At 69.1% G+C, this 14,234-nt stretch carries 14 protein-coding genes; 5 read left to right on the top strand and 9 right to left on the bottom strand.

Annotation, left to right across the window (positions count from 1 at the left end; all coding sequences use genetic code 11):
- Positions 1-124: 124 nt before the first annotated feature.
- Together B7K25_RS10505 and ychF are read right to left on the bottom strand one after the other, a co-directional pair.
- A complete protein-coding gene (locus B7K25_RS10505; protein ID WP_084106016.1) occupies positions 125-520 on the bottom strand; it encodes a VOC family protein in 396 nt (131 codons plus the stop codon).
- Between the two features lie 126 nt (positions 521-646).
- A complete protein-coding gene (ychF, locus tag B7K25_RS10500) occupies positions 647-1,732 on the bottom strand; it encodes a redox-regulated ATPase YchF (RefSeq protein WP_084106015.1) in 1,086 nt (361 codons plus the stop codon).
- Between the two features lie 240 nt (positions 1,733-1,972).
- Between ychF and B7K25_RS10495 the strand changes: the two genes are divergently transcribed.
- A complete protein-coding gene (locus tag B7K25_RS10495; protein ID WP_084106014.1) occupies positions 1,973-2,176 on the top strand; it encodes a hypothetical protein in 204 nt (67 codons plus the stop codon).
- Between the two features lie 69 nt (positions 2,177-2,245).
- Here B7K25_RS10495 and B7K25_RS10490 read toward each other — a convergent pair whose 3' ends face one another.
- From B7K25_RS10490 to B7K25_RS10475, 4 genes are all read right to left on the bottom strand, one after another.
- Complete coding sequence (locus B7K25_RS10490; RefSeq protein ID WP_084106013.1) at positions 2,246-3,994, bottom strand: ABC transporter ATP-binding protein; 1,749 nt, start codon at positions 3,992-3,994, stop codon at positions 2,246-2,248.
- The gene (locus tag B7K25_RS10485; protein ID WP_084106012.1) at positions 3,991-4,929 is read right to left on the bottom strand and encodes an ABC transporter permease; all 939 of its coding nucleotides are present in this window, start codon (positions 4,927-4,929) and stop codon (positions 3,991-3,993) included. Before B7K25_RS10485 ends, B7K25_RS10490 begins: the two co-directional genes overlap by 4 nt.
- Entirely contained in the window at positions 4,922-5,848 is a 927-nt protein-coding gene (locus B7K25_RS10480) for an ABC transporter permease (RefSeq protein WP_084106011.1), read from the bottom strand. Before B7K25_RS10480 ends, B7K25_RS10485 begins: the two co-directional genes overlap by 8 nt.
- Positions 5,849-6,063: 215 nt before the next feature.
- On the bottom strand, positions 6,064-7,704 hold the full coding sequence (locus B7K25_RS10475) for an ABC transporter substrate-binding protein (protein WP_084106010.1): 1,641 nt from the start codon (positions 7,702-7,704) through the stop codon (positions 6,064-6,066).
- Positions 7,705-7,989: 285 nt separating this feature from the next.
- Between B7K25_RS10475 and B7K25_RS10470 the strand changes: the two genes are divergently transcribed.
- The gene (locus B7K25_RS10470) at positions 7,990-9,306 is read left to right on the top strand and encodes a DNA recombination protein RmuC (RefSeq protein ID WP_084106009.1); all 1,317 of its coding nucleotides are present in this window, start codon (positions 7,990-7,992) and stop codon (positions 9,304-9,306) included.
- Positions 9,307-9,532: 226 nt separating this feature from the next.
- On the opposite strand, the gene B7K25_RS10465 is transcribed toward B7K25_RS10470, so the two are convergent.
- Positions 9,533-10,516: a 4-hydroxy-3-methylbut-2-enyl diphosphate reductase gene (locus B7K25_RS10465; protein WP_371328300.1), complete on the bottom strand. Its 984-nt coding sequence runs from the start codon at positions 10,514-10,516 to the stop codon at positions 9,533-9,535.
- 31 nt (positions 10,517-10,547) lie between these two features.
- Here B7K25_RS10465 and xseA point away from each other — a divergent pair, with 31 nt between their 5' ends.
- Positions 10,548-11,843, top strand: a complete 1,296-nt coding sequence (gene xseA / locus B7K25_RS10460) for an exodeoxyribonuclease VII large subunit (protein WP_234988184.1) — start codon at positions 10,548-10,550, stop codon at positions 11,841-11,843.
- A 195-nt stretch (positions 11,844-12,038) separates the two neighbouring features.
- Here xseA and B7K25_RS10455 read toward each other — a convergent pair whose 3' ends face one another.
- Positions 12,039-12,479, bottom strand: a complete 441-nt coding sequence (locus tag B7K25_RS10455) for a hypothetical protein (RefSeq protein ID WP_084106006.1) — start codon at positions 12,477-12,479, stop codon at positions 12,039-12,041.
- Between the two features lie 91 nt (positions 12,480-12,570).
- On the opposite strand from B7K25_RS10455, the gene B7K25_RS10450 reads away from it, so the two are divergent.
- Positions 12,571-12,837, top strand: coding sequence for an exodeoxyribonuclease VII small subunit (locus B7K25_RS10450; RefSeq protein WP_084106005.1), 267 nt, complete (start codon positions 12,571-12,573; stop codon positions 12,835-12,837).
- The gene (locus tag B7K25_RS10445; RefSeq protein WP_084106004.1) at positions 12,834-13,757 is read left to right on the top strand and encodes a carbohydrate kinase; all 924 of its coding nucleotides are present in this window, start codon (positions 12,834-12,836) and stop codon (positions 13,755-13,757) included. Before B7K25_RS10450 ends, B7K25_RS10445 begins: the two co-directional genes overlap by 4 nt.
- Positions 13,758-13,769: 12 nt before the next feature.
- Here B7K25_RS10445 and B7K25_RS10440 read toward each other — a convergent pair whose 3' ends face one another.
- Positions 13,770-14,126 (bottom strand): hypothetical protein, encoded by a 357-nt coding sequence (locus tag B7K25_RS10440; protein ID WP_084106003.1) that lies wholly within the window; start codon positions 14,124-14,126, stop codon positions 13,770-13,772.
- Between the last annotated feature and the right edge of the window lie 108 nt (positions 14,127-14,234).

The raw sequence follows: 14,234 nt of genomic DNA, 5'->3' as shown, positions 1-14,234 counted from the left end.
GGTTGGACCGGAACTACACGTTAAATCTGAACTCCACCACGTTCCGTAGCCGAATAACGTCTGGATGCCTCGAAGCCGCGCCCTGCCAGTGTTCAGAGGCTGAAGCAGGTCTCAGCCGACAGCCTCACGACCAGTCGCGCGTCGAGAGGACGAGCCGGTACCCGTCGGGATCTTCGACCGTGACGCCATGTTCGTTCCAGTACGGGTTGCGCGCCTCGACAGCAGCACCGCCGGCGGCTTTGATCCGACCGATGAGAGCTTCGTCGATGGGGCCGGCCAGGTACAGCACCAGGAGATCCTCTTCCGTGGGGTTCGGCGAGACCACCGCATCCTTGACAATCTCAAGATGCCAGGCCGCTTCGGGCCATCCCACGAAGGCCAGCTCCTCATACGGCGCGCCGTCCTCGAGCTTGCGCCCCTGGAGCGTCATGCCCAAGCCGTCCACCCAGAATCGAACTGCTGCATCGATGTCGCGCGTCGGGCGCGCCAGGCGCATATGAGCACCGTCGAGATTCCACATCTTGCCTCCCCTGGCGACGATGGAGTGGCAAGGCTAGCGCAATCGCTGGACGGGAAGTCTCGCACGAAGGCGGAACTGACAGAAGCGCTCGGCACTCACCGCGTGGCGGCGACTCGAGAGTGACTTCTACACGTTGAAGCGGAACTCGACCACGTCACCGTCGTGCATGACGTAGTCCTTGCCCTCCATGCGCACCTTGCCGGCGGCCTTCGCATCGGCCATCGAGCCGTACTCCATCAGGTCTTCGAAGTGGACCACCTCGGCCTTGATGAAGCCCTTCTCGAAGTCCGTGTGGATGACTCCGGCGGCCTGCGGCGCGGTCCAGCCCTTGCGGATGGTCCACGCGCGCGCCTCCTTGGGCCCGGCGGTGAGATACGTCTGCAGGCCGAGAGTGTCGAAGCCGATGTGCGCGAGCTGGTCGAGGCCGGACTCGGTCTGGCCGGTCGACTCGAGCATCTCGCGCGCCTCCTCCTCGTCGAGCTCGATGAGCTCGGACTCGAACTTCGCGTCGAGGAAGATCGCCTTTGCCGGCGCGACGAGCGCGGACAGCGACGCCTTGCGCTCCTCGTCCATGAGACCCGCGTCGTCGGTGTTGAAGACGTAGATGAAGGGCTTGGTCGTGAGCAGGTTCAACTCGCGCAGCTCCGCGGTGTCGATCCCGGCGGCCTCCGCGCCCGCGAACAACGTCTGGCCGGCTTCGAGGACCTCCTTCGCCTGCTCGACGGCGGCGAGCTGCTCCGGCGAGCCCTTCTTGATCTTCACCTCCTTCTCGAGGCGCGGCAGCACCTTCTCGATGGTCTGGAGGTCGGCGAGGATCAGCTCGGTGGAGATCGTCTCGAGGTCGCCCGCCTCATCGGTCGAGCCCTCGACGCGCGTCACGTCCGAGTCGTCGAACGCGCGCGTCACCTGGCAGATCGCGTCGGCCTCGCGGATGTTCGCGAGGAACGCGTTGCCCAGGCCCTCGCCTTCCGAGGCGCCCTTGACGATGCCCGCGATGTCGACGAACGACACGGTCGCGGGAACCTCGCGCTCGGAGCTGAAGACTCCGGCGAGCTTGCCGAGACGCGCGTCGGGCAACGGGACCACGCCCACGTTGGGCTCGATGGTCGCGAACGGGTAGTTCGCGGCGAGCACCTCAGCGCGAGTGAGGGCGTTGAACAGGGTGGACTTGCCCACGTTGGGCAGGCCGACGATTCCGATAGTGAGTGCCACGGGCGACAAGTCTAGTTGGAGCGAAAGCCAGCGCGCGCATCGGCCCTCAGGCGGCCCCACCGCCGACAGTGCCGAACATCGCGAGGGCGACACGCCGCGCGAAGCCGCTCGACGGCCCCTGCGCGCGGGGTGTCGGACGTCATGGCGTTCGAAACTGTCGGGGTGGACAGGCCTCTACAGCGCCGATGCGCTCGCATGTTTCCCTCGCGCCGCACCTGGGCGCGGCGTAGAGTCGCGCACATGACGGAGCTCGGATCGATCTTCAACCCCGGCGAGGCCGAGATGGCCAAGGAGCTGAACTCGGAGAAGGTCCTGCCTGCCCCGACGCCCGCACCCGGCGACCGGCCGCTCGAGACCGAGGACGGCCAGCATGTCTACATCCCGCCCGCCGGCGACGCGATCCTGCCCAAGGTGCCCCGACTCAAGCACCCGGCCGAGGACTAGCTAGAACGCGCATCGGCCCGGCGTCCCCACGAAGGGAAGGCCGGGCCGACACGTCTGTTCAGCGGTGCGTCACACGCCCCAGTCGATGCCCGATCCGGGGATCGCGTCGAGCAGGCGCTGCGTGTACGGCTGCTTCGCGTTGGCGAACACCTCGTCCGTGGTGCCGGCCTCGACGATCTTGCCCTGCTCCATCACGGCCACCTCGTCGGCGACCACGCGCACGACAGCGAGGTCGTGCGTGATGAACAGGTACGTCAGGCCCAGCTCGGTCTGCAGGTCGGCGAGCAGCTGGAGGATCTGCGCCTGGACGAGCACGTCGAGGGCGGAGACCGCCTCATCGAGCACGACCACCTCGGGCTTGAGCGCGAGCGCGCGGGCGATCGCCACGCGCTGGCGCTGACCGCCGGAGAGCTCGTTCGGGTAGCGGTGCGCGAGCGCGCTCGGCAGCGCCACCTGCTCGAGCAGCTCCTCGACACGCGCCTGGCGTGACTTGGCGTTGCCCACCTTGTGGACCTTGAGCGGCTCCTGGATGATCGCGCCGATCGACCGCTGCGGGTCGAGCGAGGCGTACGGGTCCTGGAACACCGGCTGCATGCGGCGGCGCAGATCGAAGAGCTCCTTGCCCTTGGCCGCATCGAGGCGCGTGCCGCCCACGGAGATCTCTCCGCTGGTGGGCGTCTCGAGGCCGAGGATCATGCGAGCCGCGGTGGTCTTGCCCGATCCGGACTCGCCGACGAGCGCGAGCGTGGTGCCCTTGTGCACCTCGAACGACACGTTGTCGACCGCGGTCAGGTCCTCGGACTTGAAGCCGCCGCGACGGATCGAGAACACCTTGGTGAGGTCCTTGACCTCGACGACGGCCTTGCCGGCGTGGGCCTCGGCCTCCTCGTGGCGCTCCTTGGCGATCGACGCGAGCTCGATGACGCCCTCGTCGTCCCCGTCCTCCGCGACCGTGGCGCCGATGCGCTGGGAAGCGATCGACGGCGCGGCCGCGAGCAGGCGACGCGTGTACGGGTGCTGGGGGTCGGCGAGGATGGCCCGGCTCGGGCCGGCCTCCACGATCTTGCCCTTGTGCATCACGATGACCTTCGACGCGCGCTCGGCGGCGAGGCCGAGGTCGTGCGTGATGAGCAGCACCGCGGTGTTGCGCGCCCGGGTCAGCGACTCGATGCGGTCGAGGATCGTCTTCTGCACCGTGACATCGAGCGCCGAGGTGGGCTCGTCCGCGATCAGCAGCTTGGGGTTCGCTCCCAGGCCGATGCCGATGAGGACGCGCTGACGCATGCCGCCCGAGAACTGGTGCGGGAACTGCTTCATGCGACGCTCGGCGTCGGCCAGACCCGCCTGCTGGAGGACCTCGACGGCGCGCGCCTCGACCTCCTTGCGACCCGTGGCAAGCCCGTTGGCACGCACGGCCTCGCGGACCTGGAAGCCCACCGACCACACCGGGTTGAGGTTGGACATCGGGTCCTGCGGCACGTAGCCGATGACGTGGCCTCGCAGCGCCGCCATCTGCTTCTGGTTGAGCTTCGCGACGTCCTTGTCCTCGATGAGGACCTGGCCGCCCGAGATGCGGCCGTTGCCCGGCAGCAGGTTCATCAGCGCCGTGGCCGTCGTGGACTTGCCCGAGCCGGACTCGCCCACGATCGCGACGGTCTCACCCGGGTAGATCTCGAAGTTCACGCCGCGAACCGCGTGCACGTCGCCGCCCTGGGTCTTGAACGAGACCTCGAGGTCCTTGACCTGGACCAGCGGCTTGTTCGGGTCCAGGTCGTGCGGCTGGTCGTCGATGGAGGTGGTGATCACTTCGGTGGTCATCGGCGTGCCCTCGCCTTCGGGTCGAGCGCGTCACGGACCAGCTCACCGAGGATGGTGAACGCGAGCACCGTGATGATGAGTGCGAGCGACGGGTAGATGAGCGGCATGGGCGCGGTGCGCACCGTGATGCTCGCCTGGGAGATGTCGTTGCCCCACGACATGATCGTGTTGGGAAGGCCGATGCCGAGGAAGCTCAGCGTCGCCTCCGCGACGATCGCGGCGCCCAACGCGAGCGTGAGGTACGCGATCGCGGGCGTGATCGAGTTGGGCAGGACGTGGTTGATGAGCGTACTCATCCTCGATCTGCCGAGCGATGTCGAGGCTTGGACGTACTCCTGCTGCTTCACCTGGAGCACCTCGGCGCGGACGATGCGCGCAAGCGTCGCCCACGCGAATCCTCCGATGGCGAGCGAGATCACCCACACGTTGCGGTAGTCCGACAGCACGGTCATGACGACCACGGCCGCGAGGAAGTAGGGCAGCGAGAAGAAGATGTCGCCGATGCGTGACAGCAGCGAGTCGACCCAGCCGCCGAAGAAGCCCGCGATGGCGCCCATCGGGATGCCGAGCACGGCGGTGATCGCCACCGTGATGAGGCCCACGGACAGGGAGGTCGAGGCGCCGTAGACGATGCGGGACCAGATGTCCTCACCCTGGCGGGTGAAGCCCAGCGGGTGACCCGGCTCGGGCGGCATGTTCGACTTGGCCAGCTCCGCGTCGCGGGGCATGACGTCGGTGAACCAGGTGGGGAACAGCGCCATCAGCGTGATGAGGATGACGATGGCCAGCGCCACGTAGAACAGCGGGCGGCGGCGCAGGTCGCGCCACGCGTCGAGCCACAGCGTCGACTTGCGATCCGACAGCTTGACCTGGTCGATCTGGACCTCGTCGAGCTCCTCGTGCGGAGCGACGTAGTGCGGATTCTTGTCAGACATAGCGGATCCTCGGGTCCAGGACGGCGTAGAGCAGGTCCACCAGGATGTTCACGATGATGTACATGATGGTGAGGATCGTCACGAAGGACACGATCGTGGGGCCCTCGCCGCCGATGATGGCGTCGTAGAGGACCTTGCCGATGCCGGGGATGTTGAAGATGCCCTCGGTGACCGTCGTGCCCGCGATCAGAGCGCCGAAGCTCGCCGCGGTGTTGGTGACCACGGGGATCAGCGAGTTGCGCGCGACGTGGACGGGCACGACGCGCTTCGACGTGAGGCCCTTGGCGTACGCGGTGCGGACGTAGTCGGCGCTGCGCGCCTCGATGACCGAGCCGCGCATGAGGCGCATGCCGACGACGTAGAGCGTCAGCGCGATCGTGAGCGCTGGTAGCCACATGGTCGACCATGTCGCGTTCGCGCCTACGGTGACCGGCGCCCATCCGAGGCCCAGGGCGATGAAGTACTGGGCGAAGAACATCGCGACGAACGCCGGGATCGAGTTCAGCACCAGCGCCACCACGAGGTTGAGCTGGTCCGAGAACTTGCCGGCGCGGAGGCCGGAGATCAGGCCCAGGCCCGCAGCGAGGATGAACTCGAAGATGACGGCCATCGTCACCAGCATCAGCGTGACCGGGAACGCGTCGGCGAACACCTCGTTCACCGAGCGGCCCGAGAAGGTGACGCCCAGGTTCCCCGTGAACAGGTCCTTCATGTACAGCAGGTACTGCACCACGAAGGGCTGGTCGAGGTTGTACTGAGCGACGAGCTGGTTGTACAGCGCCTCGTTCGGGGTGCGGTCGCCGAACATGGCGAGGATCGGGTCTCCCGGCATCGAGAAGACCATGAAGTACAGCAGGAAGGTGGTCCCGAAGAAGACGGGAATGGCCTGGAGCAGGCGGCGGAGGATGTACCTCAGCATCGGGCCTCCCCGGATGCGGGATGTTTCGTAGACATTTGGAAAGTCATCCTAATGCGCCCGGGCGGGGCGACGCGCATCGACCGTCTCTTGTGAAGACGTGGCGCCGTCGCTCGACAACCCGGCACGCGCATCGGCGATCGGCCGATGCGAGGGTCATGCGGGCGACCGAAGGCCCGCCCCGCGCTGAGGCGAGGCGGGCCCTCGGTGTGAACCGCTTAGTTCTTGGTGATCTCGTAGTACAGCGGGACCGAGTGCCAGTCGAACACGACGTTCGACACGTTCTCGGAGAATCCACCGTTCACGTTCGAGTACCAGAGCGGGATGGCGGGCAGGTCCTGAAGCAGAACCTCCTGCGCCTCCTGCAGGAGCTCGTTGCGAGCCGCGGCGTCGCCGTTCGAGATGCCCTCCTCGAGGAGCGCGTCGAAGTCGGCCGACGAGTAGTCGCCGTCGTTCGAACCAGCGTTGGTCGCGTAGAGCGGGCCCAGGAAGTTGTACAGACCCGGGTAGTCCGCCTGCCAACCGGTACGGAAGGCCGACTCGATCACGTCGGTCGAGACGTCCTCACGGAGCTCGGCGAACGTGGCGTAGGGGTAGCCCTCGGCCTCGATGCTGAGCGTGTTGCGGATCGAGTTCACGGTCGCGTCGACCCAGGCCTGGTGGCCACCGTCGGCGTTGTACGCGAGCTGGAAGGTGCCGGTCCAGGGGTTGATCGCGTCGGCCTCGGCCCACAGCTCGGCTGCGCGCTCGGGGTCGTAGCCCAGGACGTCAGCGCCCTCGAGGGAGTCCGACCAGCCGTCGACCACCGGGGAGGTGAAGTCCGACGCGGGGGTGCGGGTGCCCTCGAAGATCACGTCGGTGATCTCCTGGCGGTTGATCGACAGCGACAGCGCCTGACGACGCAGCTGGCCCTCCTCGCCCGAGAAGTGCTCGAGGCGCTCCGGGATGGTGAAGGACTGGAAGATCGCGGCGGCCTGGTTGACCGCACGGTCACCGAGCTCGTCCTGGTACACGGCGAGGGCCGAGTCCGGGATGCCGTCGATCACGTCGACGTTGTTCGCGAGGAGGTCGGCGTAGGCCGCGTCCTGCGTGGCGTAGAACGTGAAGGTCAGACCGCCGTTCTGCGGGGCACGGGGGCCCGCGTAGTCGGGGTTGGTGACCAGCTCGATCTGGACGTCGTGCTGCCACGCGCCCTCACCGGCGAGCATGTACGGGCCGTTGCCGATCGGGTTCTCGCCGAACGCCTCGGGGTCGTCGTAGAACGCGGTGGGCAGCGGGTAGAACGCCGAGTAGCCGAGGCGCTGCGCGAAGTCAGCGGCGGGCTTGTTCAGGGCGATCGTGAAGGTCAGGTCGTCGACGACCGTCAGGCCGGACATGGCCTCGACGGGCTCGTCCCACGAGAAGCCCTCGATGTCCTCGAAGAAGTACGAGTTGTAGAACGCGTTGTCGAGGTTCGCGGTGTAGTTCCACGCGTCGACGAACGAGTTCGCGGTGATGGCCTCACCGTCGGTGAACGCCCAACCGTCCTGAAGGGTGACGGTGAGGTTCTGGGGGTCCTCGACCACGATGTCGGCGGCGATCTCGTTGTGCGCAGCACCCTCGCCGTCGTAGTAGACGAGACCGGCGAAGATCGAGTCGATGATCTTGCCACCACCGGTCTCGTTCGTGTTGCCGGGAACCAGCGGGTTCTGGGGCTCGGAGCCGTTCGCCAGGATGATCGCGTCGCTCGAGGACTCCGCGGGCGTGTCCGAACCGGAAGCGGTGCTCTCCGGCTCCTCCTCCGAGGAGCATCCGGCGAGGACGAGGCTCGCAGCGCTCAGCGCGGCCACACCCCCGAGGATCTTCTTGTTGATCTTCACTATTCCTCCTTGCGCCCGTGATTGACGGGCTTGGATGGCGCCGCCACGGGGTTTCGCGACGGCGACAGTGGTGCCGGCTGGTGCGCCGGACAGCCTGGACAGGATAAGTCGGTGTTTGTTTCACAGATGTATCGAGAGACCCGTGAAGACGGTCATCGTGTCCGAATCGTGACAGAACAGCGCTTTCCTGTGACATTCGTCACACTTCAGGCGTGGATCGTGCACGATGCGGGGCCCCTGCGCGTTCTCCCCCGCCGTGTCAGACCCCCGCGCGACCATGGGCGCATGACTGAAGCCATCATCGCGATCGTCGCTGTGCTGCTCGGATTGGGCGCCGGATACGTGCTCGGGGCACGCTCCGGCACGGGCGGAGCCGCCCTCGCCCAGGCACGCGCGGAGGCAGCCGCGCTCGAGGACCGGCTGCGCCGGGAGGCCGATGCGGCCGCTGGGAGGGAGACACGCCTTCAGCAGGAGCACGAGAGGTACGTGGCTCAGGTCCGCGGGGACCAGGACAGGCTGCTCGCTCAGTTCAAGGCGCTGAGCGCCGATGCCCTCGCGGCGAACCAGGAGGCCTTCCTTCAGGTGGCGAACGAACGGCTGACGCGGGCGCAGCAGTCGGGCCAGGAGGCCCTCGCGCGCCGCGAGGAGGCCGTGCGCCAGCTCGTGGAGCCGATGGCCGAGGCCCTGCAGAAGGTGCAGCTGCAGACCACCGAGGCGGACAAGGCTCGCGCCGCAGGCCAGGCGGCCATGGGAGAGCAGGTGCGCCAGATGGTCGAGGCCTCGGCCCGCCTGGACCGCAAGACCACGGACTTCATCAACACGCTGAGGCGTTCGGACGTGCGCGGCAACTGGGGCGAGGTCCAGCTGCGCCGCGTCGTCGAGCTCGCCGGCATGGTGCAGCACGTCGACTTCGAGGAGCAGGAGTCCGTCACCGACAGCGAGGGGCGCAACCTGCGGCCCGACATGACGGTGCGGCTGGCAGGCGGGCGGTCAATCGTCGTCGACTCGAAGGTCGCTCTCGCGGCGCTCCTCGAGGCGTTCGAGACGGAGGACGAGGCGGTGCGAGCGGAGCGGCTGCAGGCCCACGCCAAGCACGTGAGGCGTCACGTCGACGACCTGTCAGGCAAGCGGTACTGGGAGCAGTTCGACTCCGCGCCGGAGTTCGTCGTGATGTTCGTCCCGTCGGAGGCGTTCTACCAGTCCGCCGTCGAGCAGGACCCCTACCTCCAGGAGTACGCGTTCGGGAAGCGGGTCGTCATCGCGACGCCGACGACCCTCGTGGCGATGCTCCGCACCGTCGCGCACGCCTGGAAGGAGGACGCGCTCGCGCAGAACGCTCAGCAGGTCCTCGCGACGGGCAAGGAGCTGTACGACCGGCTGTCGACCATGGGCGCGCATCTCGCGAAGGTCGGGCGGGCGATCGACTCCGCCGGCAAGGCCTACAACGACACCGTCGCGTCGCTCGAGTCTCGGGTCCTCGTCAGCGCGCGCCGCTTCGGCGCCATGCAGCACATCGAGGACGAGCTTGCGGAGTCACGCCAGGTCGAGACCGACGTCCGGCAGCTCGCGGCGCCCGAGCTCACGGACGACCGCGCCACCTGACCCGCGGCCGCGGCCGCGCCCGACGCTCAGGCACCATCACCGCACACGACCCTCGCGAAACCGACAGCCAGCCACCATCTGGACGCTAAGGCAGGAACGGGCGACCGGCGCTCGGGTCGCGTCAGGCGCGACCGCGCAAGGCCCCGCTCTCGCGCGCAACGCCCCGCTCTCGTGCCCGGCTCGCGCGCGCTGCTCGCGCACGCGGCGCATGCGCCGCGGCTCGGCACTAGGCGCGGAGGGCGCGCTCGGCCTCCTGGGCCTTCATGTCCGCACGGATCTCACGCGGCAGCGAGAACATCAGGTCCTCGGTCGCCGTGCGGACCTCCTCAACCGTCGCGTAGCCGCGATCGGCGAGGTCAGCGATGACGTCCTTGACCAGGATCTCCGGCACCGACGCGCCGGAGGTGAGGCCCACGGTCTCGACGCCCTCGAACCACTCGTCGCGGATCTCCTTGGCACGGTCGATCCGGTAGGACGTCCGCGCACCGGCCTGCAGCGCTACCTCGACGAGGCGCACCGAGTTGGACGAGTTCGCGGAGCCCACGACGATGACGAGGTCGCACTCGGGCGCGAGCTTCTTCACAGCGACCTGACGGTTCTGGGTCGCGTAGCAGATGTCGTCGCTCGGCGGATCCTGGAGGTTCGGGAAGCGCGCGCGCAGGCGGCGCACCGTCTCCATCGTCTCGTCGACCGACAGCGTGGTCTGCGACAGCCACACGACGTTGTCGGGGTCGGCGACCTCGATCGCGTCGGCCTCCTCCGGCGAGTTCACGACGATGGTGTGCTCCGGAGCCTCACCCGCGGTGCCCTCGACCTCCTCGTGGCCGTCGTGGCCGATCAGCAGGATGGTCTGCTCGGCCTTGGCGAACCGGACCGCCTCCTTGTGCACCTTGGTGACCAGAGGGCAGGTGGCGTCGATCGTGAGGAGGTTGCGCGCATCGGCGCTCTCCCGGACCGCGGGCGAGACGCCGTGCGCGGAGAACACGACGCGCGCGCCCTCGGGCACCTCGTCGGTCTCGTTGACGAAGACTGCGCCGCGCTCGGACAGCGTCTCGACCACGTACTTGTTGTGGACGATCTCCTTGCGGACATAGATGGGCGACCCGTGCATCTCAAGGGCCTTCTCGACGGCGATGACGGCGCGGTCGACGCCCGCGCAGTAGCCGCGGGGCGCGGCAAGCAGCACGCGCTTGGCGGTGGTGTCAGGCATGTTCTCCATCCTACGTGGCACGCTAGGGGGCGTGACCGACGGCCTCTCCTCCCCCAACGCCTCGGGTGGTGGCGATGCTTCCCGGCCCGGAGAGCTTCCCTCGAAGGCTGCCGACACGAGCGCCGAGCATCCCTGGCCGGTGAGCCACCTCACCGCCAAGATCGGCGAGTACGTCCACCGCATGGGTCCGGTCTGGGTCGAGGGCCAGGTGCTGCGCCCCTCGCGCTGGAAGTCGCTGGTGTTCTTCGACCTGCGCGACGCGTCCGAGAACATGACGCTGGGGGTGTCCACCCAGGCGAGCGTGCTCGACCGCATGGGCGCGGACCTCGAGGACGGCTCGCGCGTGGTGGTGCATGCCCGGCCGCGGTGGTGGTCGCGCGGCGGGCAGCTCAAGCTGGACGCCGATCAGATCCGCCACGCTGGCGTGGGCGACCTGCTCGCCCGCATCGAGGCGCTCAAGGAGACGCTCGCGGGCGAGGGCCTGTTCGACGCCGAACGCAAGCGCCCCCTGCCGTTCATCCCGCGCACCATCGGCCTGGTGTGCGCGACGCAGGGCGATGCGGAGCACGACGTGGTGGTCAACGCCACGCGCCGCTGGCCGTCGGTGCGCTTCGAGATCCGCCGGGTCTCGGTCCAGGGCGCTCACGCCGTGCGCGAGGTGACGGCGGCCATGCGCGAACTCGACGGCGATCCCGAGGTCGACGTGATCGTCGTCGCGCGCGGCGGAGGCTCGTTCGAGGACCTCATCGCCTTCTCCGACGAGTCGCTCGTGCGCGCCGCAGCAGCCTGCGAGACGCCGCTGGTGAGCGCGATCGGCCACGAGAAGGACTCCCCCGTCCTCGACCTGGTCGCCGACTACCGGGCGAGCACGCCCACGGACGCTGGCAAGCGCATCGTCCCCGATGCCGAGGCGGAGCGGGCGGGGCTGACCCGTGCCGTGCGGGACATGCGCAGCGCGGTCGAGGATCGCCTCGACCGCGAGGCGAGCGGGCTCGAGCAGTTCCGCGGACGGCCCGTGCTCGCGCAGCCCGAGCGCATGCTCGACCCTCATGCGGACCGGCTGGGCCAACTGCGCCAGCACGCCGGCCGCGCGCTCGTGTCCGTGCTCACCGGCGCCGATGCCGTCACGCGTGAGCTGTCGGCGAGCCTGCGCGCCCTCAGCCCGCAGGGCACTCTCGACCGGGGCTACGCGATCGCGCGCGACGCGTCAGGCGCGATCGTCAGGGACGCGGCGACCCTCAGCGACGGGGATGCGCTCCACGTCCGGGTCGCGCGCGGCGAGCTCGAGGCGGCGGTCACGGCGGTGACGGCGTCGGACGACGCCTGACGGCTCCGTCCTAACACGACTCGGGACCACGACGACTCAGGACGAAGTCAGCTCTGGCAGGAGGCGGCGCGAGCGCCGGCGAGTCCGGAGGAAGGCGGGTCCCGCGACCAACCATCGCGAGCCGGACGTCCTCACGGGACGCCCAGGGCTCCAGCGCGGCACCCCTCAGTACGGCCGCGGGACCCGTCCTCCGGTCTAGTGGCTCGTGGCGATGCCGAGCCGTCCAAGGATGCGCGAGCTGCCGCCCTTGGAGGCGAGGCGTGCGCGGGCGGTGGCCGCGTACTCCTTGTGCACCTGGCGGGCGAGCTTGGCGATGATCGAGTCCGGCACCGCCGGGTTCTCGATCAGAGCGAACACCACCTCGGGGGACTTGTCCGCCGCGAGGTCGCGGCGCAGGTCCTCGGGGATGTCGGGACGCGGGTTGCGGGCGACGCCGGCGCGCACCACGGGGGACACGTCCTGCGCGAGCTTGAGCAGCGACGTGAGCGGCATGGCGGGTCGCTCGGCGACGGCGGCACGAACCTTGGCCTCCTCGGAACGGGCGAGGACGGCGAGCTCGTGGTCGGAGAGGTTGGGGTCGAGCGCCTTCTGGACGCTCGCCAGCGCGGTCTGTCGCGAGTAGTTCTCACTGAACATCGGTCATCACTCCATTGTGAAGAGGCGTACATGCTGGTGTACCCCTTGAGAGTGCCCGAGCCAGCGACGATGACGCGATAGCGTGTGGCATATGTCTCAGGCCGACATCGACACCCTCACCTACGAGCAGGCGCGCGACGAGCTGATCGCCATCGTGGCCAAGCTCGAGGCGGGCGCAGCCACCCTCGACGAGTCCCTCGGACTGTGGGAGCGCGGCGAGGCCCTCGCCGCGCGCTGCCAGGACCTTCTCGACGGAGCACGCGACCGCATCACCCAGGCGCGCGGCGAGGACGATGACGCGGATGCCGGCGTGGTCGCGGTGGTCGCCGAGGCGCAGGACACGGAGGAGGACGAGTGAGCGAGACGGCTCTGGTCATCGGCGAGGCGCTCGTCGACGTGGTGCGCCGCCAGGACGGCACCACCGACGCGCACCCGGGCGGGTCCCCCGCCAACGTCGCCATCGGGCTGGGACGGCTGGGCCGTTCCGTCGAGCTGCTGACATGGCTGGGCGCCGATGCGCACGGCGAGCAGGTGCGCGACCACGTGGAGGCCTCGGGGGTCCGTCTCGTCGCCGGGTCCGACACGGCACCGGCCACGTCGGTCGCCACGGCGACGCTCGACGCCACGGGCGCCGCGACCTACGACTTCGACCTCACCTGGGAGGTGCCCGCCGAGGCAGCTCCGACGCCCGAGCCCGTCGTCGTCCACACGGGATCCATCGCCGCGGTCATCGCACCGGGCGGCGCCGACGTCGTGAGCCTGCTCGCCGATGCGCGCAGCACATCGACCATCACCTACGACCCCAACGCGCGCCCCGCGCTCATGGGCGACGCCGCTCAGGCGCTGGCCACCATCGAGCAGGTCATCGACCTCGCCGACGTGGTGAAGGTGTCCGACGAGGACATCCACTGGCTGACCGGCGGCGAGAACGTCGACGCCGTCGCGCACGCGTGGGCCGCGCGAGGCCCCGCCTTCGTGGTCGTGACGCGCGGCGGCGACGGCGCCACCGCGTTCGTCGCCGACGGCCGCGAGGTGTCGATCGACGCTCCGTCCGTGACGGTCGCCGACACCGTCGGAGCGGGCGACTCGTTCATGGGCGGGCTCATCGACGGGTTGTGGTCGGAGGGGCTGCTGGGTGCCGACCGCCGCGCAGCGCTGCGGTCGATCGACGACCAGACGCTGGGCGCAATCCTCGACCGGTGCGCGCGCATCGCCGCGATCACGGTGTCGCGACCGGGCGCGAACCCTCCCGGCAGCGCCGAGCTCGGCGAGGGCTAGACCGCCCGAGCCTCAGGCGACGGGGACGGGAACCCGCGCGGGGCGCACGAGCGATCCCGGCACTGACGCATTCATCATGAGCGCATCCCGCACGGGACGCGACGGGTCGGTCGCGAGCCGTCGCACCGTGGTCACGGACGTCGCCACGGCGGGGTTGCCGGCGACGGCGGCGCGCACCGAGGCGTGCTCGTCGGTCGACAGGTGGATCAGCACGCCGATGGGCGTCTCGCGCGACGCCGCGAGGGTAGCCCGCACCAGCGCGTTGCGCGAGGCCGCCAGCTGCACGGCCCGCTCGTGGGACGGCTGCGCGAGCACCTCCCGCAGGTCCCTGCGGGACTGCGGTGACCACGGCTTGCGCGGCTCGTGCATCGGCTCCTCCTGGCGGGCTGCGGATCGAACGTCACCACGTGAGAGGGCCATACCCGTCCGCGATGACGCGATTTCCGTGAACGTGTCGCGAGGGCGGGACTGCCACAA

The sequence above is a fragment of the Demequina sp. NBRC 110056 genome (assembly GCF_002090155.1).
In the GTDB taxonomy this organism is placed as follows: domain Bacteria; phylum Actinomycetota; class Actinomycetes; order Actinomycetales; family Demequinaceae; genus Demequina.
Note: the sequence above shows the minus strand (reverse complement) of the source record. Positions and strands in the feature narration are given on the sequence as shown.